Annotated in this window: 19 protein-coding genes and 2 pseudogenes; 10 read left to right on the forward strand and 11 right to left on the reverse strand. The window is 71.0% G+C overall.

All coding sequences use genetic code 11. The features are described from left to right. Entirely contained in the window at nucleotides 1-1,020 is a 1,020-nt protein-coding gene (locus ACH492_RS04890) for an LLM class flavin-dependent oxidoreductase (protein ID WP_398982759.1), read from the reverse strand. Between the two features lie 59 nt (nucleotides 1,021-1,079). Between ACH492_RS04890 and ACH492_RS04895 the strand changes: the two genes are divergently transcribed. Beyond that, nucleotides 1,080-1,571 carry a hypothetical protein gene (locus ACH492_RS04895; protein ID WP_398982761.1) on the forward strand — a complete coding sequence of 164 codons (492 nt, stop codon included), beginning with the start codon at nucleotides 1,080-1,082 and terminating at the stop codon, nucleotides 1,569-1,571. 30 nt (nucleotides 1,572-1,601) lie between these two features. Here the strand turns inward: ACH492_RS04895 and ACH492_RS04900 are convergent, their stop codons facing one another. The 3 genes and pseudogenes from ACH492_RS04900 to ACH492_RS04910 all read right to left on the reverse strand — a co-directional run bounded on the left by ACH492_RS04900 (nucleotide 1,602) and on the right by ACH492_RS04910 (nucleotide 3,820). Beyond that, complete coding sequence (locus ACH492_RS04900; protein ID WP_398982763.1) at nucleotides 1,602-1,817, reverse strand: dodecin; 216 nt, start codon at nucleotides 1,815-1,817, stop codon at nucleotides 1,602-1,604. A 25-nt stretch (nucleotides 1,818-1,842) separates the two neighbouring features. Continuing rightward, nucleotides 1,843-2,631, reverse strand: a pseudogene (locus tag ACH492_RS04905) (GntR family transcriptional regulator). Beyond that, entirely contained in the window at nucleotides 2,609-3,820 is a 1,212-nt protein-coding gene (locus ACH492_RS04910; protein ID WP_398982765.1) for a TetR/AcrR family transcriptional regulator, read from the reverse strand. Before ACH492_RS04910 ends, ACH492_RS04905 begins: the two are co-directional and overlap by 23 nt. Before the next feature lie 119 nt (nucleotides 3,821-3,939). On the opposite strand from ACH492_RS04910, the gene clpX reads away from it, so the two are divergent. Continuing rightward, the gene (gene clpX / locus ACH492_RS04915; RefSeq protein WP_398982767.1) at nucleotides 3,940-5,238 is read left to right on the forward strand and encodes an ATP-dependent Clp protease ATP-binding subunit ClpX; all 1,299 of its coding nucleotides are present in this window, start codon (nucleotides 3,940-3,942) and stop codon (nucleotides 5,236-5,238) included. A gap of 27 nt (nucleotides 5,239-5,265) precedes the next feature. Here the strand turns inward: clpX and hemC are convergent, their stop codons facing one another. After that, complete coding sequence (gene hemC / locus ACH492_RS04920) at nucleotides 5,266-6,201, reverse strand: hydroxymethylbilane synthase (RefSeq protein WP_398982769.1); 936 nt, start codon at nucleotides 6,199-6,201, stop codon at nucleotides 5,266-5,268. Between the two features lie 238 nt (nucleotides 6,202-6,439). Between hemC and ACH492_RS04925 the strand changes: the two are divergent. The 4 genes and pseudogenes from ACH492_RS04925 to ACH492_RS04940 all read left to right on the forward strand — a co-directional run. Next, nucleotides 6,440-7,455, forward strand: a pseudogene (locus ACH492_RS04925) (glycoside hydrolase family 16 protein); the annotation flags it as partial. A gap of 174 nt (nucleotides 7,456-7,629) precedes the next feature. Further along, complete coding sequence (locus ACH492_RS04930; RefSeq protein WP_398982771.1) at nucleotides 7,630-8,898, forward strand: extracellular solute-binding protein; 1,269 nt, start codon at nucleotides 7,630-7,632, stop codon at nucleotides 8,896-8,898. 181 nt (nucleotides 8,899-9,079) lie between these two features. Then, nucleotides 9,080-9,913: a GNAT family N-acetyltransferase gene (locus ACH492_RS04935; RefSeq protein ID WP_398982773.1), complete on the forward strand. Its 834-nt coding sequence runs from the start codon at nucleotides 9,080-9,082 to the stop codon at nucleotides 9,911-9,913. Then, a complete protein-coding gene (locus ACH492_RS04940; RefSeq protein ID WP_398982774.1) occupies nucleotides 9,910-10,779 on the forward strand; it encodes a lysophospholipid acyltransferase family protein in 870 nt (289 codons plus the stop codon). The genes ACH492_RS04935 and ACH492_RS04940 overlap by 4 nt, the downstream gene beginning before the upstream one ends. Here ACH492_RS04940 and egtD read toward each other — a convergent pair. The 4 genes from egtD to egtA all read right to left on the reverse strand — a co-directional run bounded on the left by egtD (nucleotide 10,674) and on the right by egtA (nucleotide 15,034). Further along, nucleotides 10,674-11,636 (reverse strand): L-histidine N(alpha)-methyltransferase, encoded by a 963-nt coding sequence (egtD, locus tag ACH492_RS04945; protein WP_398982776.1) that lies wholly within the window; start codon nucleotides 11,634-11,636, stop codon nucleotides 10,674-10,676. The genes ACH492_RS04940 and egtD overlap by 106 nt on opposite strands. After that, the gene (egtC, locus tag ACH492_RS04950; RefSeq protein ID WP_398982778.1) at nucleotides 11,633-12,388 is read right to left on the reverse strand and encodes an ergothioneine biosynthesis protein EgtC; all 756 of its coding nucleotides are present in this window, start codon (nucleotides 12,386-12,388) and stop codon (nucleotides 11,633-11,635) included. Before egtC ends, egtD begins: the two co-directional genes overlap by 4 nt. Before the next feature lie 64 nt (nucleotides 12,389-12,452). After that, nucleotides 12,453-13,763: an ergothioneine biosynthesis protein EgtB gene (gene egtB, locus ACH492_RS04955; RefSeq protein ID WP_398982780.1), complete on the reverse strand. Its 1,311-nt coding sequence runs from the start codon at nucleotides 13,761-13,763 to the stop codon at nucleotides 12,453-12,455. After that, on the reverse strand, nucleotides 13,760-15,034 hold the full coding sequence (gene egtA, locus ACH492_RS04960; protein ID WP_398982781.1) for an ergothioneine biosynthesis glutamate--cysteine ligase EgtA: 1,275 nt from the start codon (nucleotides 15,032-15,034) through the stop codon (nucleotides 13,760-13,762). The genes egtB and egtA overlap by 4 nt, the downstream gene beginning before the upstream one ends. Nucleotides 15,035-15,171: 137 nt before the next feature. Between egtA and ACH492_RS04965 the strand changes: the two genes are divergently transcribed. After that, a complete protein-coding gene (locus ACH492_RS04965) occupies nucleotides 15,172-16,023 on the forward strand; it encodes a TIGR02452 family protein (protein WP_398982783.1) in 852 nt (283 codons plus the stop codon). On the opposite strand, the gene ACH492_RS04970 is transcribed toward ACH492_RS04965, so the two are convergent. After that, a complete protein-coding gene (locus ACH492_RS04970; RefSeq protein WP_398983322.1) occupies nucleotides 16,008-16,481 on the reverse strand; it encodes a type II toxin-antitoxin system PemK/MazF family toxin in 474 nt (157 codons plus the stop codon). The two genes, ACH492_RS04965 and ACH492_RS04970, sit on opposite strands and share 16 nt — an antisense overlap. Before the next feature lie 93 nt (nucleotides 16,482-16,574). Between ACH492_RS04970 and ACH492_RS04975 the strand changes: the two genes are divergently transcribed. The 3 genes from ACH492_RS04975 (at nucleotide 16,575) to ACH492_RS04985 (ending at nucleotide 19,263) form a co-directional block, all read left to right on the forward strand. Beyond that, nucleotides 16,575-17,597 carry a LacI family DNA-binding transcriptional regulator gene (locus tag ACH492_RS04975; protein WP_398982785.1) on the forward strand — a complete coding sequence of 341 codons (1,023 nt, stop codon included), beginning with the start codon at nucleotides 16,575-16,577 and terminating at the stop codon, nucleotides 17,595-17,597. A gap of 58 nt (nucleotides 17,598-17,655) precedes the next feature. Further along, entirely contained in the window at nucleotides 17,656-17,925 is a 270-nt protein-coding gene (locus tag ACH492_RS04980) for a hypothetical protein (RefSeq protein ID WP_398982787.1), read from the forward strand. Between the two features lie 153 nt (nucleotides 17,926-18,078). Further along, nucleotides 18,079-19,263 (forward strand): thiolase family protein, encoded by a 1,185-nt coding sequence (locus ACH492_RS04985; protein ID WP_398982789.1) that lies wholly within the window; start codon nucleotides 18,079-18,081, stop codon nucleotides 19,261-19,263. Nucleotides 19,264-19,326: 63 nt separating this feature from the next. On the opposite strand, the gene trxA is transcribed toward ACH492_RS04985, so the two are convergent. Continuing rightward, nucleotides 19,327-19,719, reverse strand: coding sequence for a thioredoxin (trxA, locus tag ACH492_RS04990; protein WP_398982791.1), 393 nt, complete (start codon nucleotides 19,717-19,719; stop codon nucleotides 19,327-19,329). Between the last annotated feature and the right edge of the window lie 27 nt (nucleotides 19,720-19,746).

Consider the following 19,746-nt stretch of genomic DNA (forward strand, 5'->3'; position numbering starts at 1 on the left):
CTAGGCGTCGCAGCTGGTCAGCCCCGCGATCCCGGCGAGCCCGCGGAAGGAGTCCAGCAGCGCCGCACGGTCATACGTGCTGGTCGTGACCAGCACCTCGTCCGCGCCGCTGTCCTTCACAACCGCCTCCAGCGCATGCGCCACCTGCTCCTGGGTCCCGGCGATATGGCCGCGCAGCCCGGACTCGTAGAACCCGCGCCCCTTCTCCGTCATCGTCAGCTCCTCGATCCGCTCCGGCGGCACGAGCGGTGGGAAGACACCGTGCGTACGGGAGTACGCCAGCGCCCACGCCTCCGGCATCAGCAGCCGACGGGCCTCCGCCTCCGTGGCGGCGATCACGACCGTGCCCGAGACGACCACATACGGCTGCTCGGACCAGGGGGACCGCCGGAACTCCCGCCGGTAGCGGTCGATGGCCGCCAGCATCCGCTCGCGGCCCCGAATGTCGCCGATGACCAGCGGCAGCCCGGCCGCGGCCGCGATCTGGGCGCCCTCACCGGTCGCCAGAAGGAACGGCGGCACGCGCAGACCCTCCGCAGGGCGGGCGTGCACCTGCGGATGCGCCGTCTGCTCACCCGTGAACCAGCCCAGCAGTTCCTCCAGCTGCCCCGCGAAGTCCTCGGCGTCCTTCTTGTCCCGGCCCAGCGCCCTGCGTATCCCGTCCGTGAAGCCCACGGAACGGCCGAGCCCCATGTCGATCCGGCCGGGGAAGAGCGATTCGAGCACCCCGAACTGCTCGGCGACGACCAGTGGTTGATGGTTCGGCAGCATGACGCCGCCCGTGCCGACGCGGATTGCGGAGGTCGCGGCCGCGACGGCCGCCGCGAGGACGGTCGGCGCCGAACCGGCCACCCCCGGCACGCTGTGGTGCTCGGACACCCAGAAACGGTGATAGCCGAGCGCCTCCAGCTCCTGTGCCAGACGAACCGTGTCGCGCAGGGCGGCGGGCCCGTCGTATCCCTCGCGGGTGCGGGAACGGTCGAGTACGGACAGCCGGGTGGACGCGATCACTGAGCTCACACCCAGTTCAACGCGCTCACCGCAGCGGGATTCCCCCGGCCTTGCCCAGGGTGGGGGCTGTGACGCGAAACAGCAGGCCACTGGCCATATTCGACCTGGACGGTACGCTCGCCGACTCGGGGCACCGGCAGCGCTTCCTGGAGCGCAAACCGCGCGACTGGGACGCCTTCTTCGCAGCGGCTCCCGACGACCCGCCGCTGGCGAAGGGCATCGAGATGTGCCTGCAGGCGGCCGAGGAGTGCGAGGTCATGTACCTCACGGGCAGGCCGGAGAGGTGCCGCAGGGACACCCTGGCCTGGCTGGCCGAGCAGGGACTGCCCGAGGGCAGGGTGTTCATGCGGCGCAACGTCGACCGCGGGCCCGCCCGCACGACCAAGCTGGAGATCCTGCGGCGGCTGGGCCGCGACCGGGAGATCCGGATGCTGGTGGACGACGACGAGTTGGTGTGCAACGACGCGGAGCGGGCCGGTTTCCGGGTCGTACGGGCCGGATGGGCGGCCGACAGGTCCGAGGCGATGAAGGACGCGCAGGAACGGGAGGGCCGCACCTGATCCGGCCCGGTGGCCGCACGGACCCGGCGGTCAGTCGCCGTCGTCGAGCCGGAAGCCGACCTTGAGACCGACCTGGTAGTGCTCGATCTGCCCGTCGACGATATTTCCGCGGACCTGCGTCACCTCGAACCAGTCGAGTCCCCGCAGGGTCTGGGACGCACGGTTGATGCCGTTGCGGATGGCGTCGTCGACGCCCTCGTGGGAGGTGCCGACGATCTCGGTGACCCGGTAGGTGTGATGTGACATGTGTGTCGCACTCCTCTCAATGCGTTCACTCCACCGTGCCCCACCAGGCGGCAGTCCGCGAGGCGTCGGGTGCCGGACGGTCGTCCGCGGCCGGGCCGAGCGCCAGCCGCGAGACGATGCGGTACCGGTCGCCGCGGTAGAGGGACCGCACGTACTCCACCGGCCTGCCCGCGCCGTCCGAGGTGACGCGGTCGAACAGCAGAGCGGGGGAGAGGGCCGGGACGCCGAGCAGCTTGGCCTCGTCCTCGCTGAGAACGGTCGGCTCGATCGACTGCACGGCCCGGGCGGTCACGACGTTGCGCTCCTCGCGCAGATGCGTGTAGAAGCCCGCCTCCATCTGCTCAGGGGTGAGCCCGGGCACCAGAACGGCGGGGTGTGCAGATACTCCAGCGTGATGGGCGCACCGTCCACCAGCCGCAGCCGGGCCACGTACACCAGCTCGGCTGCGGGGGAAGACCCGCAGCTTGCGCCCGATGCGCGCACCGGCGGTGACGGTTCGGAATTCGAGAACCCGGCTCGCCCAGGCACCAGGGGCCTGCGGGGCCGCGGCCGGGCCGCTCTCCGCGACCAGCTCCTGAGTGATTTTGGCGGGGGCGACGAACATGCCGCGGCCGTGTTCGCGTACGAGCTGTCCGGTGGCAACGAGTTCGTCGACGGCGGCGCGCAAGGTGGGCCGGGAGACGCTCAGTTGGCCGCAGAGCGTGCGCTCGGAGGGGATGGCGTCACCGGGCCGGCGGTCCTCGACGAGGGCGAGCAGATACGCGCGCACCCGTTCGCGTTTGAGCACCGCCTTAGGAGAGTGGTTGTCGTTCATTGATGTACCCCCCTCGGCCCCTCCGGCCGCCGGCCCGCTCAGTCCGGGCCTGGACGGCGGCACCGGCCGACGCCGCCGCGTGGCACGCGCCGCGGCCGTCGGCGCGGGCGACGATCCGGCCGGATTCGATACGGACGGCGGCCTCGGTCGCGTCGCTCACGGCGGGCACGCCGGCCGCCGCGGCGAGGGCGCCCGACTCGTCGCACACCACCTGAAGGCGCGGCCAGGCCGACGGCGGGAAGGCCTGACGCAGGCAGTCGCGGAGGCCGACGACGCTCAGCCGTGCCAGGGGTGCCAGCTCGCCGGGGTTGGCAGTGACCAGGACGGCGGTGACTGTTGCGCCGGGCGGTGCAGCCCGTACCAACTCCTCGGCGGCTTCCAGGCGGTGCAGCCCGAGGATGCCCACCACGCCGTCTTCCGCGAGGCGCGCGGGCGCGCCGCGCACAGCGTCCACCGCCCGCGGCGGGTCCCACGGCTCGTCGGCCGGCTGCGCGTGCGGGATGTAGGGGAGGTACGGCGGGGGCCACGCGTCGTTGAGATCGAGGCTCGCCAGCTGCTCGCAGGCCCTGACGACGTTGAAGGGCTCGATGAACCCGGGTGCGGCGTCGGCCAGTTGGCTCGCGCCGTACAGGGTTGTGAGGGCGGCCTCGGCAACCCGCACCAAGCGGCCATGTGGCGCGTCGGCCGGTCGCAGCCGCTCCAGGGCCAGCCCGAGGAGGATCGCGTCCAGCTTCAGCAGCTGCCCGAACGGGCGCCGAATCGATTCGTCGGCGAGGATCTCGGGCATCAGGTGCATGCCGAGCCGGGCCGAGCCCCGCTTCTCGTCGGTGTCGGCGCCGGTCCCGGCGAGTGGCAGCCGGGCGACCCAGGCGCGGGCGAACGCGCCGAGCGCCTCGAAGACGGTGCTGTCCGGCTCCGGATGCGGCGGCTCGTGGGCTGCCTCCGGTGCCGCTGCATCCGGAGCCGGTGGCTCGGGCGCGCGCTCGGCGAGTTCGGCCAGAACCGCGAAGTAAAGGGCCCGCTTCCCGGGGAAGTTGGAGTAGACGGCACCGCGAGTCAGCCCGGCGCGCTCGGCGATACCGTCCACCTTGGCGTCGCGGAAGCCGCGCCCGGCGAACTCGTCCCTGGCGGCGGCGAGCACCTTGGCGCGGTTGAGCTGCTGCAGCTCCGCTCTGCTGAGCCGGCCCATTGCCCCTCACTCATCGCCGTGTTGCCGTCTGTCGCGGTTCAAGATACCGTCGCCATCCAGATGGTGACGTCATATGATCAGGACATTGCAACTCGTAACCAGCGAGGGGACGCTTCCGAGTGACACGCATCGGTGACGGCGGCTCCTTACTGGCATGCACGTTCTGCGGGAAGAGCCAGAAGCAGGTCAACAGACTCATCGCGGGACCGGACCGGCTGTGCATCTGCGACGAATGCGTCGGACTCTGCAACGAGCTCATCGACGACGAGCCGAGCGAGCTCTCTCAGGTGGGGTGGGAGGAACTGCCCAGACCGCGCGAGATCTTCGAGTTCCTCGAGCAGTACGTCATCGGGCAGGAGAGCGCCAAGAAGACGCTCTCGGTGGCGGTCTACAACCACTACAAACGCATCCGGTCCGAAGGTGGCGCCAAGTCGCGGCACCTCGCGCAGGAAGAGCCGGTCGAACTCGGCAAGTCCAACATCCTGCTGATCGGCCCGACCGGCTGCGGCAAGACCTACCTCGTTCAGACGCTCGCCCGGATGCTCGACGTACCGTTCGCGATCGTCGACGCAACCGCGCTCACCGAGGCCGGCTACGTCGGTGAGGACGTCGAGACCATCCTGCTGAAGCTGATCCAGGCGGCCGACTACGACGTCGCGAAGGCCGAGACCGGCATCATCTACATCGACGAGATCGACAAGGTCGCCCGCAAGAGCGAGAACCCCTCGGTCACCCGGGACGTCTCCGGCGAAGGCGTCCAGCAGGCGCTGCTGAAGATGCTGGAGGGCACGACGGCCTCAGTCCCGCCGCAGGGCGGACGCAAGCACCCGCAGCAGGAGTTCATCCAGTTCGATACGGGCAATGTGCTGTTCATCGTCGGCGGAGCGTTCGCCGGTCTTGAGCGGATCATCGAGCAGCGGGCCGCGCGCAAGGGCATCGGGTTCGCGGCCGCGATCCCCACCGCCCAGGAGCGGGCGGACCGGGACGCCTTCGCCGAGGTGATGCCCGAGGACCTGCTGAAGTTCGGGCTGATCCCGGAGTTCGTCGGCCGGCTTCCGATGGTGACGAGTGTCCGGCCGCTCGACCGCACGGCTCTGACGCGGATCCTGACCGAGCCGCGCAACGCGCTGATCAAGCAGTACCAGAAACTCCTCGAACTCGACGGCGTCGAGCTGGAGTTCACCGATGAGGCCGTCGGCGCGATCGCCGAACAGGCGCTGCTCCGACGTACCGGAGCCCGGGCGGCCCGGGCGATCCTCGAAGAGGTTCTGCTCAATGTGATGTACGAGGTGCCGAGCCGGGACGACGTGGCCCGCGTCGTGGTCGATCGCGAGACCGTGCTCGACAACGTCAACCCGACCCTCGTGCCGCGTGAGCAGCCGGGCGAGGCGGGGGAGCGCAGGGAGAAGTCCGCCTGAGGCCAGGCCGTGCCCAGGCCCCGGTGTTCAGTGCGCGATGGAGTCGATCAACTCTCGTGCGCCCTGGCGGAGCAGGGTGACGGCGACGGAGGTGCCGAGGGTGGCCGGGTCGAGGGGGCCGGCCCATTCGTGCGCGTTGAGGACCGTCTTGCCGTCGGGCGTGAACACGCAGGCGCGCAGGGAGAGATCGCCGCTGCGCTCGGACTTGGCGTAACCGGCGATCGGGCTGTTGCAGTGACCCTGGAGAACGTGGAGGAACATACGTTCCGCCGTGGCCTCGCGGTGGGCGTCGGGGTCACCGAGGCCGCTGACGATGTCGATCACGTCGGTGTCGCCCTCGCGGCACTGGAGGGCCAGGATGCCCGCGCCGATCGGGGGGCACATCACCTCGGGCGCGAGGACCTCGGCGATCACATCCGTGCGGCCGATGCGCTCCAGGCCGGAGACGGCCAGCAGTAGCGCGTCCGCCTCGCCGTGGGCGAGCTTGTCCAGACGGCGGTTGGCGTTGCCGCGCATCGGCACGCACTCGAGCTGCGGGTGGGAGGCGGCGAGCTGGGCCCTGCGGCGTACGGAGGATGTGCCGATTCGCGTCCCTGCCGGGAGCTCGTCGAGAGTGAGCCCCGCGGGATGGATGAGGGCGTCGCGGATGTCGTCGCGCTTGAGGAAGGCGGCGAAGACCGTCCCGGCGGGCAGCGGCCGGTCGGCGGGCACGTCCTTGACGCAGTGCACGGCGAGGTCCGCCTCTCCGGCGATCAGGGCGGCGTCCACCTCCTTGGTGAACGCGCCCTTCCCTTCGACCAGGGAAAGGTCGCCCATCCACTTGTCCCCGGTCGTCTTGACCGGTACGACCTCGGTGCGGATGCCGGGGTGGAGCGCGGCCAGTTCGGTGCGCACACGCTCCACCTGGGCGAGCGCCATTGGCGAGTCGCGTGAGACGATGCGGATCAGCTCAGGGGTGGACATGGCATCCACCATAGAGGCTCGGACTCGCAACTCCCTCCACCGGGCGGACCCGCCGGTGCGCCGTCTGCTGACCGCCTACACGCGCACCCCCACCCCGATCCGCTCACCACCGCCTTCCTCGACACCATTGCCGGCCACGCCCGTGCCGTGCCCGAACATGCCCGGCGCAGACATCTCAGTACGCGTCGCCCGTCGTCGACGAGTTGATGATGTCGCCGTGCGCGAAGTCGCCCGGCGACCCGGCGCGGACACCGGCGACATGCAGCTGCGCTTCCACCGGACCGACTGGCAGCAGCTGAACCAGAGCGACGACTACTCCTTCGCCCCGGCTCAGACGTCGTACGGTGACTGGGCCAAGGTCACCGCGAGCGTGGGCGGGACAACGGTCTGGGGCACGGCCCCGGCGGGCAACGACCCCGACCCCGACCCGACCGACCCGCCCGCCGACGGAGCCACCCTCTTCGACGACTTCAACTACACCTCGCACACCGACCCGGCGATCGGGGCCCACGGCTGGAACGTGCGCTCCAACTCCGGCGGCCCTGGCGTGCCGGCGCGACCTGGGCGCCGCAGAACGTCACCTTCGCCAAGGAGGGGACCAACTCGATCATGGACCTGGAGACCTCCACGGCGGGCACCGCCGAGTCCACCAAGCAGACCGAAGTCCTCACCCGGGCCATGAAGTTCAAGAACGGCACCTACGCGGCGCGGGTGAAGTTCTCCGACGTGCCGAAGTCGGGACCCGAGGGCGACCACCTCGTCCAGACGTTCCTCACCATCAACGACCTCAAGGCCCCGATGGCGGACGACTACGCGGAGTACGACTTCGAGTGTCTGCCCAACGGAGGCTGGGGCGAGCCGGCCAACATCCTCTACACCACCTCCTGGGAGACCTACCGGCCCGACCCGTGGGAGGCGGTCAACCAGCACTCGGAGGTCCGCGCGAGCTACGTCGGCTGGCACGACCTCGTCGTCACCATCGACAACAGCAACATCACGTACTACATCGACGGGCAGCAGTTCGGCCGCCACGACGCCCGCTATCTGCCCGAGCGGCCCATGTCCATCATCTTCAACCAGTGGCTGATCGACCTGGCGGGGCAGAGCAGCACAACGCCGCGCGCGTACGACCAGAAGGTCGACTACGTACTGCATGTGAAGGACCAGGTGCTGTCGCCGGCCCAGGTGGGCGCCCGGGTCGCCGCCTACCGGGCGGCCGGAACGGCCTTCGAGGACACCGTCCCCGGCCAGTGATCACGCTTCGAGGGGCGGGCGCCAGATGTGCGTCCGCCCCGCGGCCGGACCCCGTCACACCTTCCGGGGCTTGACCGGTCCTTTGGTACAGACCAAACTCCGGTCACACCCGTGCGAGCGCGGAGCGCGCTTCCCCCCACGTCGGGTTCACACTCCCGTGCTCCCACGCTGAAGGTGACCTCCGTGAAGAAGCGCTCCCACAACCTGTCCGTCATCGTGTCCGTCCTACTCGTGTCCGCGCTCACGCTCAGCGGCTGCGGCGTCCTGGGCGGGACCGAGACCCGCACTGTCCGGATCTGGCTGATGAAGGACAGCGTCTCCGACGACTTCCTTAAGCGCTTCACCACCGCCTACGAGAAGGACAACCCCTCCGTACGGCTGGAGTTCACCTTCCAGGAGTGGACCGGCATCGGCAAGAAGGTCACCGCCGCGCTGGGGAGCGAGAAGACGCCGGACGTCATCGAGGTGGGCAACACCCAGGTCGCCCAGTACGCCGAGAGCGACGCGCTGCGGGACCTCACCCTCGAATCCGTGCGGGACCTCGGCAACGAGGAATGGCTGCCAGGACTCGCCGAACCGGGCAGCATCAACGGCTCGCAGTACGGCATTCCCTGGTACGCGGCCAACCGCGTCGTCATCTACAACAAGGACCTCTTCGCCGACGCCGGGATCACACAACCGCCCAGAACCCGCGCCCAGTGGCTCAAGGACTCCGAAAGACTCAACCGCGGCGGCACACAGGGCATCTACCTCTCCGGCCAGGACTGGTACACCCTCGCCGGCTTCATCTGGGACGAGGGCGGAGAACTCGCCGTCGACCAGGGCGGCGAATGGCAGGGGACGCTGGGCACCCCGGCGGCGCTGCGTGGCATGGCGTTCTACAAGAAGCTTCAGGCGCACGGCAGCGGGCCCAAGAACGCGGACGAGGAGACCCCGCCGCAGGCCGAAGTCTTCGCCAGGGGCAATGTCGCCCAGATGATCGCGGTGCCCAGTGCCGCGACCCTCATCGAGAAGAACAACCCCGATCTCCAGGGCAAGCTCGGCTTCTTCCCCGTACCGGGCAAGACGGCCGCCGCGCCCGGCGCCGTCTTCACCGGCGGCTCCGATCTGATCGTGCCCGAGAAGGCGCGCGAGCGGGCCGCCGCGATCGAGGTCGTCAAGGCGCTGGCGGGCGAGAAGTGGCAGACCGACCTCGCCCGCACCATGCACTACGTACCCAACAAGACGACCCTCGCGGGCGTCATCGAGGGCGAGGAGAGCACCGCGGCGATGGCCGCCGGCGCCGCGCGGGGCAGGGCGACGCCCAACTCGCCGCAGTGGGCCGATGTCGAGGCCGACAACCCGATCAAGCCCTATATGACGGACGTTCTGCAGGGCAAGGAGCCCAGGCGCGCCGCACGGATCGCATCCGCGCGCATCACCGAGGCCCTCGCGCCTCACTGAGCCGTCCGCCCCCCGCTACCCTCTGTGCTCCCTTCATGGCACCGCATTCCCCGGCATTCAGCCTTCGCACATCCACTCTCCGCCGGGCTGTCATGTCGAATCCAGCCGACCACGGAAGAAGTAAGGAGCCGGGCCGCCGCACCCGCGGTCCGCCCCCTACCGTCCGGCACAGGAGAGCGTCATGCCCGCATCGCCAACTGTCGTCCCCGCCCCAGTCACCGTTTCCCTCCCCTCGCAGTTCTCGGCGCCCGCGCCCGCCCCCACGCCGCTCGCGGAGGGCGACCAGCCGCGATACGTCGTCTCCCTCGCCCGGGACCAGGACGACGTACGGGCCGCGCAGCGCCTGCGCCATCAGGTGTTCGCCGGTGAGATGGGCGCCAGGCTCGAGGGCCCGGAGCCGGGTCTGGACATCGACGCCTTCGACGCGTACTGCGACCACATCCTTGTGCGCGAGGCGGAGACCGGCGAGGTCGTCGGGACCTACCGGGTGCTGCCGCCCGAGCGCGCCAAGGTGGCGGGCCGGCTCTACTCCGAGACCGAGTTCGACCTCACCCGTCTGGCGCCGATCCGCGACGACCTCGTCGAGGTCGGCCGTTCCTGCGTCCACCCGCTGCACCGCAACGGGGCCGTCATCGCCCTCATCTGGGCCGGGCTCGCCCGCTACATGACCCGCACCGGCCACACCTGGCTGGCCGGTTGCTGCTCCATCCCGCTCGCGGACGGCGGCACCCTCGCGGCCGCCACCTGGGACACCGTGAAGGCCAAGAACCTCGCCCCCGAGGAGTACTGGGTCACCCCCCACAAGCTCTGGAACCCCGACTCCGTCACCCGCCCCGAAGGCCGCACCGAGCTGCCCGCCCTGCTCCGCGGCTATCTGCGGCTCGGCGCCTGGGTGTGCGGCGCGCCCGCCCACGACCCCGACTTCGGCGTCGCGGACCTGTACGTGCTGCTCTCACTGCGCCGCACCAACCCCCGCTACCTGCGGCACTTCCTCTCCCTCGCCCCCGTGCGATGAGCGTCTGGCTGCCCAGCGCGCCCTGCACCCCGGGGGGCTGCGCGACACACCACGGACCGGCGGCCGGCTCGTTCACGGCCGCCGCCCGGCTGCTGGCCGGGACGCTGACCGTGCTCGCCGGTCTGCTCCTCGCGCCGGTGGCCGTACTGCTCGGCGCCCTCCTCGGCACCCGGGTGCGGGACGCCATGACCCGCTGCTGGGCGCGTGCGGTGGTACGCGCCTTCGGCGTACGCATACGGGTCGTCGGCCGGCCGTACGGCCCCCGGGGGTCCCTCGTCGTCGCCAACCACATCTCCTGGCTGGACATACCGCTGATCGCGGCGGCCCTGCCCGGACGGATGCTGGCCAAGAGCGAGGTCCGGCGCTGGCCGGTGCTCGGGCCGCTCGCCGCCCGGGGCGGCACCCTCTTCCTGGAGCGCGACCGGCTCCGTACGCTGCCCGCCACCGTCCGCGAGATGGCGTCCGCGCTGGGCAGCGGCGCCCGCGTCATCGCCTTCCCCGAGGGCTCCACCTGGTGCGGCCGCGCCCAGGGCCGCTTCCGGCACGCCGTCTTCCAGGCCGCGCTGGACGCCGACGCCGCCGTCCAGCCCGTACGCATCAACTATCTGCCCACCGGAGCTGCCGCGTTCGTCGGGGAGGACCCGCTGGCCGCGTCCCTGTGGCGGGTCGTGGCGGCCGGCGGGCTCACCGCGGAGATCCGGCTGCTGCCGCCCATCCCCGCGGGGAGCCACCCCGACCGCCGCTCACTGGCCCGCGCCGCTCAGCTGGCCGTCGAGAGGGACAGTGCGAATCTGCCCTCCGTGTCCGTCCACCACTTCGTCAACTCGAGTTCAGCAGCCGCCAGTTCCCTGCGCACGCCCTCCTGACGGAACTTCGCCGACACCTCCGTACGCATCTCCTCGCCCGCTTCGAAGGACACCGCCAGATCCAGCTCGGGGATCTTCACGGTCAGCGCGGAGCGCGCCCGCAGCCGCATCTCGATCCACTCCTGCTCCCGGTCCCACACAGCCACATGATCGAAGTCGCCGGGGTCGACGTCCGCGCCCAGCTCCCGGGCGATGACGGACAGCACGTTCTTGTTGAACGCGGCCGTCACCCCCGACGCGTCGTCGTACGCCCTGACCAGGACCTCCTCGTCCTTCACCAGATCCGTCCCCAGCAGCAGCGCGTCGCCGGGGTCCAGCAGCGACCGCACGGAACGCAGGAACACCGCGCGCTCGGCGGGCAGCAGATTGCCGATGGTGCCGCCGAGGAACGCGACCAGCCGCGGTCCCGGCGTGCCGGGCAGCGCGAGACCGCGGGTGAAGTCGGCGATCAGAGCGTGGACATTGAGCCCGGGACGCTCGGCGAGCAGCCCCTCGGCCGCGCCGGTCAGCGCGCTCTCGCTCACATCGACCGGCACATAGCTGTGCAGCGCGGGCAGTGCGTCCAGCAGATGCCGGGTCTTCTCGGAGGATCCCGAGCCCAGCTCCACCAGGGTGCGCGCGCCGCTCGCGGCGGCGATCTCGGGAGCGCGGGCGACGAGGATCTCCCGCTCGGCACGGGTCGGGTAGTACTCGGGCAGCCGGGTGATCTCCTCGAAGAGTTCGCTGCCCCGGGCGTCGTAGAACCACTTGGGCGGCAGTTCCTTGGGCGTACGGGTCAGCCCGTGCAGCACATCGGCGCGCAAAGCGGCGTCCGTGGCGTCCTCGGGCAGGGTGCGGGTCAGCAGGAACGGGCTCACGCAGTGGGCTCCTTGAGCGGGGTCAGCAGGACATCGGTGCGGGTCGCGGCCAGCAGGGTGTGGTCGGGAACCTCGCGCCAGTGGGGATCGTCGTCGTACGGCTCGGAGGCCACGACCGTGCGGCGGCCGGGCTCGGCGAGATACCAGAGGGTGTCGCCCCACGCCGTCGCCGCGATCGTCTCGCCGTCGGTGAGGAGCAGATTGAGCCGGGATCCCGGCGCCGCCTCTGCGGCCTCGCGGACCGTGTCGGCCAGCGCCTGGCCCAGCTCGTCGCCGTGGCGCAGCCGGTGCAGCACCAGCGCCCACAACAGCGCGGAGTCGCAGCGCGCCTCCAGCGACAGCAGTTCGGCGGCGGGCAGCGACCGCGCGAGCGGAGCCAGCGTGCCGGGCCAGCCCCTGACCGCGCCGTTGTGGCTGAACAGCCAGGGCCCGGCGGTGTACGGCGCGGCCGCCGCCTCACCGTCGGCGCCGGCCACGGTGGCATCGCGGACGGCCGCGAGCACGGCCCCGCTGCGGACCACCCGGGCGAGATCGGCGAAGGAGAGATCCGCCCAGATGGGGCCCGGCCGCCGGTATCTGGCCGGCACCGGATCGCCGTCGGCATACCAGCCGACGCCGAATCCGTCGGCGTTGACGGTTCCGTACCGCTGGTGACGAGGCGCCCAGGACTGCCGGAACAGGCCGTGGGCTGGCTCGACCAGCAGCTGACCGAGCGGCAGTTCGGGGCCGAGGAAGGCGATATGGCGGCACATCAGCGCTCGCCCCCTCGGCGGAGCCGGCGGCCGGGCAGCGGCGAGCGGCGCGCCGTCCGCGCGCTCACGACGCCTCCCCGGGCGCCGCGTCCCGCGCCGTGCGGAACCCGGCGAAGATCTGTCGACGCACCGGCAGGTCCCAGTTGCGGAACGTGCCGCGGCAGGCCACCGCGTCGACGGCGAACGAACCGCCGCGCAGTACCTTGTGAGCACTGCCGAAGAACACCTCGGAATACTCCCGGTAGGGGAAGGCGGCGAAGCCGGGGTAGGGCAGGAAGTCGCTCGATGTCCACTCCCACACATCGCCGATCAACTGCCGTACGCCGAGCGCCGATTCGCCCTCCGGATAGCTGCCCACCGGGGCGGGCCGCAGATGGCGCTGGCCGAGGTTGGCGTGCGTCGGCGTCGGATCCTCGTCGCCCCACGGGAAGCGGCGGGAGCGGCCCGAGTCCGGATCGTGGCGGGCGGCCTTCTCCCACTCGGCCTCGGTGGGCAGCCGCCGGCCCGCCCAGCGGGCGTACGCATCGGCTTCGTACCAGCTCACATGCAGCACTGGCTCGTCGGCGGGCACCGGCTCCGTCACCCCGAAGCGGCGGCGCAGCCACTGCCCTTCGTCGCGCCGCCAGAAAAGCGGTGCGCCGATGTCGTGCTGTCGGATCTGGTCCCAGCCCTCGGCCGCCCACCAGCGGGGGTCCGTATAGCCGCCGTCCTCGATGAAGGCCTGGTACGCGCCGCAGGTCACCGCCACGGTGTCGATGTAGAACGGCGGCACGACGCGCTGGTGCGCGGGCCGTTCGTTGTCCAGAGCCCACGGCTCGGTCGATGTGCCCATGGTGAACGGGCCGCCCGGGACCAGGACCTCGGCAGGCAGGCCGCGCGCGCTGCCGGCCGGCGGCTCGGGCGCGGTGAGCGCGGCCGGGCCCTTGCGCAGCTGGTGGGTGATGAGCATCGTCTCGTCGTGCTGCTGCTCGTGCTGGGCGATCATCCCGAAGGCGAAGGCGGCGTCGACCAGCGGCCCGCCCTCCAACGGGGTGCGGTCGAGGACGTCGAGGACCCGGCCCCGTACGTCGGATGCGTACACGCGTGCCTCGGCAGGGGCCAGCAGCGGCAGGGTGGGCCGCAGGACACGCGGATGCTCGAAGGCGTCGTAGACGGAGTCGATCTCGGGCCGCAGCGCCTCACGCCCGGCGACGGTGCGCCACAGCCACTGCTCCTCCTGGTTGCCTATGTGGGCGAGGTCCCAGACCAGTGGGGACATCAGCGGAGAGTGCTGGGCGGTCAGTTCATGGTCGTCGACGCACGAGGTGAGCGTGGCCGTACGGGCTCGGGCGGCGGTCAGCGCATCGAGGGCGCGGCGCCGGAGGTCTTCGGTCATGTGCTCAGTTCCTTCCCGAAGGAGGAGATGCGCAGATCGTCGGCGGGACATCGGCCCCGCAGGACATAGCGCTCATTGAATGCGGCGACGGCCCCCAGCACGGCGTCGGACGCGCCGATGCGGGGGAGTGCTTCCAGGGCGACGGCGAAACAGGTCACGGCCGACGCATGCAGCTCGGGATCGGCCAGCCCGTGCCGGGCGGCGTTGACCCAGAGCGGATTGCGCGGCGCCGGCTGCGAACCGGCGTACTCCGCCAGCGGTTTGACGGCACGATAGACCGTCTCCGCCGCCTCGGCGTCGTCGAACAGGGCGGTGGTGACGGCGAGCGGCACCAGCCAGCCGTCCTCGCCGGACTGGGCGTCGATCATGCGCAGTTCGAGATGGCCACGCGGCCTTACGGGCGGAAAGAGGGTGGTCAGGTGGTAGTCGAGGTCCTCCCGGGTCGGCCGGCGCAGATTCCCCGAGCGCAGCCACTGGCGGAAGGTGAGTCCGTCGGGCATCTCCCACGGCCCCTCGGCCGTCCGGACGCACATCACCGGGGCGTCCAGCGCATGTGCGGTCCAGGCCGAGCGCGGCTCCTGGTCCAGTGGCGGCGCCAGGGGCCGTACGTCGTCGAGCGCGGCCCACACGGCCTGCCGGGTCGACCGCCAGCCGGTGTAACGCCCTTGCTGTGCGGGCGAGTTGGCGAACGCCGCCATCAGCACCGCGCCCAGCAGATGCGCGAGTTGCCAGCGCCTGCCGTACCCGAGGGGTCCCGGCTCCTCGTCGCCCGCGTCCAGGCACACCTGGATGGAGGCCGAGGTGCACATCATGGCGCGGCCGGCCGGACCCGTTCGGTCCAGATACGCCTCCATGGCGTCGTAGCGGGGTTCGTGGAGCAGCCGGCGCGGCGGATGCCAGGGGTCGAGGCCGAGTCCGGTGAGAGTGAGGCCTGCCGGGCGGAGCGCGGCGCGTACGGCGTCCAGATCGGCGGCGGTGGAGTCGATGCACTCCATAAGGGAGGCGGCGGGGAGAGAGCTGAGCTCCAGCTGGCCGCCTGGCTCGAAAGTGAGGGCCGATTTCAGTTGTAGCGAACGTACCTGGTCGTGGGCCGCGGCGATGCGGTCGGCGGGGACGGGGCGCTCGGGCCGCTCCAGCTCATGAATGAACCATTCGACCTCCACGCCGACGGTGCGGGGCGGGCCGTTCTTGAAGCAAATACATCGAAGCAGGTCCTCCGCTTCATCCAGGTCGATCGGCCGGCCGAAGTCGCCGGTATCGGGTGGGTGCATGTTCTGCTCCTCCAGTCGCGAAGGCACTCTGCCAACCTAAAGCCACGCCCGCTGGTTCGCACAAGAGTGCTCGTGATGTACGCGGGACGTAAGAAAATCAGTTGCCGTGGCTGAGGCCGGTGAGGACGATGTCCGGCATGAGTGCACGACTGCGGGGGATCGCGAAGCAGACTGAAGACATCGTTGAAAAGGGCCACTACCTGGCATTCGACGGTCGGAAGGTGGAGATCGGGCGGGAGCTGGCCGCCGCGCTGGCGGGCACGAGGATGTACGGACCCGAGGCCGTGGCGGTCACCGCGGACACGGACCGTACGACGTCCTTCGAGGTCACGGGCGAGAGCAGCACGGAAGCCGCCCGCCGGCTCACCTCCGCGGACGCGGCACCGGTCGTTGTCCTGAATTTCGCATCCGCACGCAACCCCGGCGGCGGCTATCTGAACGGCGCACAGGCCCAGGAGGAGGCGCTCTGCCGGGCCTCGGCGCTGTACGCCACGCTGCTGCGCGCCCCCGAGTTCTACGACCACCACCGCGCAGACCGCAGCCCGTTCTACACCGATCGGGTCATTCACTCTCCCGGCGTCCCGGTCTTCCGCGACGACCGCGGACGGCTCCTGGACGCTCCGTACACCGTGGGATTCCTGACCTCGCCCGCGCCGAACGCCGGGGTGATCACCAGCCGCACCCCCGACCAGGCGCACCGCATCCCGGCCGCCATCGCCGCTCGCGCCGAGCGCGTCCTGGAGACGGCGGCCGCGCGCGGCTACCGGCGCCTCGTGCTGGGGGCCTGGGGCTGCGGGGTCTTCCGCAACGACCCCGCGGCGGTCGCGGGCGCCTTCCACGCACTGCTCACCGACGGTGGCCGGTTCGCCGGCCACTTCGAGCAGATCGTCTTCGCGGTCCTCGACCGCACGGCCGGGACGACCACGCTGGGGGCTTTCCGGCGGACCTTCGCGGGTCAGCTCCAGCCGTTCGGTCAGCTCCAGCCGTAGCGTTCCTGAAGCCGCCGCACGACCACGTCGAAGCGGGGCCGGTCGAGCGCGCATGCCTCGCGGCGCATGCCGTCCTCGTGCACCCGCAACACCCGGTCGAGGTCGACCCATGACTCGCGTCCGGCCCGGTCCCACGGCCCGACGCCGATCGGCACCCACTCGTGGTCCCGGTCGTGACGCTTGCTGGAGAGCTGCACGGCGAGCAGCGTGCCGGCCTCCTCGCGGGCGACCACCAGGACCGGACGGTCCTTGCCCCGCCCGTCGTTCTCCTCGAACGGCACCCATGTCCAGACGATCTCGCCGGGGTCGGGATCGCCGTCGCGGTCCGGGGCGTACGAGGTGCGGACCGGGCCCACCTCGACAGGATCGGCCTCGGTTGTGGCCGCGGGGCCGCTACTGCCGGGCAGGACGGAGGGACCGTCGTATGCGTCTGGTGCACCGGACGCACGGGGGAAGATTGTCACCGCCTCACGGTAGGACACCGTCCAGCACTCGTTTCAGGCCATCCTCCAGACCCCGTGCGGAACTGGTCTGGAAGGATGCCCAGGGCGATGAGTCAGACACCCAAGCAGTCCGCAGAACGCCCCGTTCCGACCAGCGCCGACGTCGCCCGGCTGGCCGGAGTCTCCCGAGCCACAGTCTCGTACGTGCTCAACAACACCTCTGCCGTACGGATCAGCGAGCCCACCCGCCGACGCGTCCGCGAGGCCGCCGAGGAGCTCGCCTATGTGCCACACGCCGCGGCCCGCAGTCTGCGCGCCGGGCACACCCGGATGGTGCTGCTGCCCACCGCCCATGTCCCGGTAGGCCCGCTCTACAGCCGCTTCTTCAACGAACTCCAGTGGGCGTTGCGCCGCCTGGACTACACCGTCGTGCAGTACGGCAGCCTCGGCCTCGACGGCGACGAGGCCGCTCGCGCCTGGGCCGAGCTGCGTCCCGTCGCGGTCGTCTCGCTCGGCGAGGTTGCGCTCACCCCGCACGGTGTCGACGTCCTCAAGCGCTCCGGCGCGAAAGCCGTCATAACCCTCGGCCCGCACCGCGTCCAGGGCGCGCACTCCCTCGTCATGGACCAGAGCGAGATCGGCAGCTGCGCGGTGACCCACCTGGTCGGGCGCGGCCGGCGCGCCATCGGCGTGGTCATGCCGCAGGAGCCGGGCCTGGAGCTCTTCTCCGACCCCCGTCTGGTGGGCGCCCGGCGGGCCGCGGCGGGCACCGGCGCCCGGATCGAGCCCCTTCCCCTGTCGTACGACGAGGAGTCGGCGGCCCAGCTCGCCGCCCGCTGGCGCGAGTTCGGCCTCGACGCGGTCTACGCGTACAACGACGAGTACGCCATGCTGCTCATGCGCGCTCTCCAGGACGCGGGTATCCAAGTCCCGGGCGAGACCGCGGTGGTGGGCGCCGACAATCTACTGCTCGGCAGACTGCTGCGGCCCCGGCTCAGCACCGTGCGGATCGACATGGCGACCGGTCAGCGGCTGGCCGAACTCGTCGACCGCGTCGTACGCGAGCCGGGCGCCGAGCCGGAGCGGCACGGCCTGATGGGGACGCGCGCCCTCCACCGCGAGTCCAGCTGACCCGGCGTGCCGCAGTGACGACATGCGGGCCGGGCGGTGCGTGTCTAGCGTCACTTGCATGAGTACTGACCCGCAGCGCTTCGAGATCCTGGTGGTGCCCGAGCATGTCGAGGGCCGCGATGCCGCTTCCCTGGCCAAGAGCGCCATCCGTTCCGCCGTCGTGGAGGCCACGGGCCGGCGCGGGTCCTCCGGTTATCCGCGCTATGAGGGCGAGGGCGTGGTGGCCGACATCGACCCTGCGACGCGTACGGTCGAGGCGCTGCTCGTCGACGGGTCGGAGCTGGACTACGGACTCTCCGTGCGGGTCGTCGACGTGGCAGACCGCTGACGGCGACTTCTCCACACGGGTGCCTCTCCGGGCCGTCGACAGTGGCCGTTGACATGGGCCGACGCCCGGCAGAGACTCGGGCTGGGCCAATGGTGAACGTTGGTTCACCAAGTGAACAACGCTGTACGCACGGCCAAGCCTGGGAGAGTTTTGATGAGCATCCGCGACGTCTACATTGTCGACGCCGTCCGCACCCCGATCGGCAAGTTCGGGGGCGCGCTCTCCTCCGTACGTCCCGACGACCTCGCGGCGCATGTCGTCAAGGCGCTCGTGGACCGTGCCCCGGAGCTCGACCCGGCCCGTATCGGCGACGTCGTGCTCGGTGACGCCAACGGTGCGGGCGAGGACAACCGCGACGTCGCCCGCATGGCTGTCCTTCTCGCCGGCCTGCCCGTCACCGTCCCCGGCGTCACCGTCAACCGCCTGTGCGGCTCGGGACTTGAGGCAGTCATCCAGGCGGCCCGCGCCATCGCACTGGGCGACGCGTCGATCGTGATCGCGGGCGGTGTCGAGTCGATGTCCCGCGCACCCTGGGTGCTGCAGAAGCCCGAACGGGCCTTCCCCGCGGGCCACCAGCAGCTCTACTCGACGACGCTGGGCTGGCGTATGACGAACCCGCGCATGCCCGCACAGTGGACCGTCCAGCTCGGCGAGAGCGCCGAACTCATCGCCGAGAAGCACGACATCACCCGCGAGCAGCAGGACGCCTTCGCCCTCGCCAGCCATCAGAAGGCCGCCGAGGCCTGGGGCAAAGGGCTGTACGACGGTGAGGTCGTCGCGTACGAGGGAGTGGAGCTGCCGCGCGACGAATGCATCCGCGACTCGACGTCCATGGAGGCGCTCGCCAGGCTGAAGCCGTCGTTCCGCAAGGACGGCACGGTGACGGCGGGCAGCTCCTCACCGCTCAACGACGGGGCGGCGGCGCTCCTTCTCGTCGACGAGGAAGGACTGCGGGCGACGGGCCGCGAGCCCCTCGCCCGGATCCGTGCCTCCGCCGTCACCGGCATCGAGCCGCAGCTCTTCGGCCTCGGCCCGGTGGAGGCGGTGCGGCGGGCGCTCACCAAGGCGGGCAGGACCTTCGAGGACCTGACCACCTTTGAGCTGAACGAGGCCTTTGCCGCCCAGTCGCTCGGCTGTCTCGCCGAATGGCCGGATCTGGACCCGTCCCTGGTCAACCCGCGCGGCGGCGCCATCGCGATCGGCCATCCGCTCGGCGCGTCGGGGGCCAGGCTGGCCGGCTCGGTCGCTCACCAGCTGGCGGCGGCCGGTTCGGGAACCGGGGTCGCCGCCCTCTGCATCGGTGTGGGCCAAGGCATCGCCCTGGTCCTGGAGCGCTGAGCCGGACAGCCTTCGAACCTGCGTCAGGCCTCGGTCGTGGGTGTCAGGCCTTGATCGTGCGCGTCAGGCCTCCGTCGCCGTCTCCGGCTGGGCGGCGCCCTGCGCGTCCTCGATCGACTTGCGAACCTCGTCCATGTCCAGCGCGCGCGCCTGACCGATCACGTCCTCCAGGGCGGCCTCGGGCAGCGCGCCGGGCTGGGCGAAGACCGCGACATTGTCACGGACGATCATCAGCGTGGGGATGGAGCGGATCTCGAACGCGGCAGCGAGTTCCTGCTGAGCCTCCGTGTCGACCTTCGCGAAGACCAGGTCGGGGTGGCGCTCCGCGGCACCCTCGTAGACCGGGGCGAACTGCCGGCACGGACCGCACCAGGAAGCCCAGAAGTCGATCAGGATGAAGTCGTTGTCGGTGACTACCTGATCGAAGTTTTCCTTGGTGAGCTCAACAGTGCTCATGACGTGCTACCTCTTCCTGATGTCCGG

This window comes from Streptomyces sp. NPDC019443, from assembly GCF_044389785.1.
Taxonomy (GTDB): Bacteria; Actinomycetota; Actinomycetes; order Streptomycetales; family Streptomycetaceae; genus Streptomyces.

What these genes read in the sequence shown, in the direction of transcription:
- ACH492_RS04900 (WP_398982763.1), bottom strand. Translation starts at nt 1,817, where the DNA reads ATGTCACATCACACCTACCGGGTCACCGAGATCGTCGGCACCTCCCAC.
- ACH492_RS04910 (WP_398982765.1), bottom strand. Translation starts at nt 3,820, where the DNA reads ATGGGCCGGCTCAGCAGAGCGGAGCTGCAGCAGCTCAACCGCGCCAAG.
- hemC (WP_398982769.1), bottom strand. Translation starts at nt 6,201, where the DNA reads ATGTCCACCCCTGAGCTGATCCGCATCGTCTCACGCGACTCGCCAATG.
- ACH492_RS04935 (WP_398982773.1), top strand. Translation starts at nt 9,080, where the DNA reads ATGCCCGCATCGCCAACTGTCGTCCCCGCCCCAGTCACCGTTTCCCTC.
- ACH492_RS04940 (WP_398982774.1), top strand. Translation starts at nt 9,910, where the DNA reads ATGAGCGTCTGGCTGCCCAGCGCGCCCTGCACCCCGGGGGGCTGCGCG.
- egtC (WP_398982778.1), bottom strand. Translation starts at nt 12,388, where the DNA reads ATGTGCCGCCATATCGCCTTCCTCGGCCCCGAACTGCCGCTCGGTCAG.
- egtB (WP_398982780.1), bottom strand. Translation starts at nt 13,763, where the DNA reads ATGACCGAAGACCTCCGGCGCCGCGCCCTCGATGCGCTGACCGCCGCC.
- egtA (WP_398982781.1), bottom strand. Translation starts at nt 15,034, where the DNA reads ATGCACCCACCCGATACCGGCGACTTCGGCCGGCCGATCGACCTGGAT.
- ACH492_RS04965 (WP_398982783.1), top strand. Translation starts at nt 15,172, where the DNA reads ATGAGTGCACGACTGCGGGGGATCGCGAAGCAGACTGAAGACATCGTT.
- ACH492_RS04975 (WP_398982785.1), top strand. Translation starts at nt 16,575, where the DNA reads ATGAGTCAGACACCCAAGCAGTCCGCAGAACGCCCCGTTCCGACCAGC.
- ACH492_RS04980 (WP_398982787.1), top strand. Translation starts at nt 17,656, where the DNA reads ATGAGTACTGACCCGCAGCGCTTCGAGATCCTGGTGGTGCCCGAGCAT.
- ACH492_RS04985 (WP_398982789.1), top strand. Translation starts at nt 18,079, where the DNA reads ATGAGCATCCGCGACGTCTACATTGTCGACGCCGTCCGCACCCCGATC.
- trxA (WP_398982791.1), bottom strand. Translation starts at nt 19,719, where the DNA reads ATGAGCACTGTTGAGCTCACCAAGGAAAACTTCGATCAGGTAGTCACC.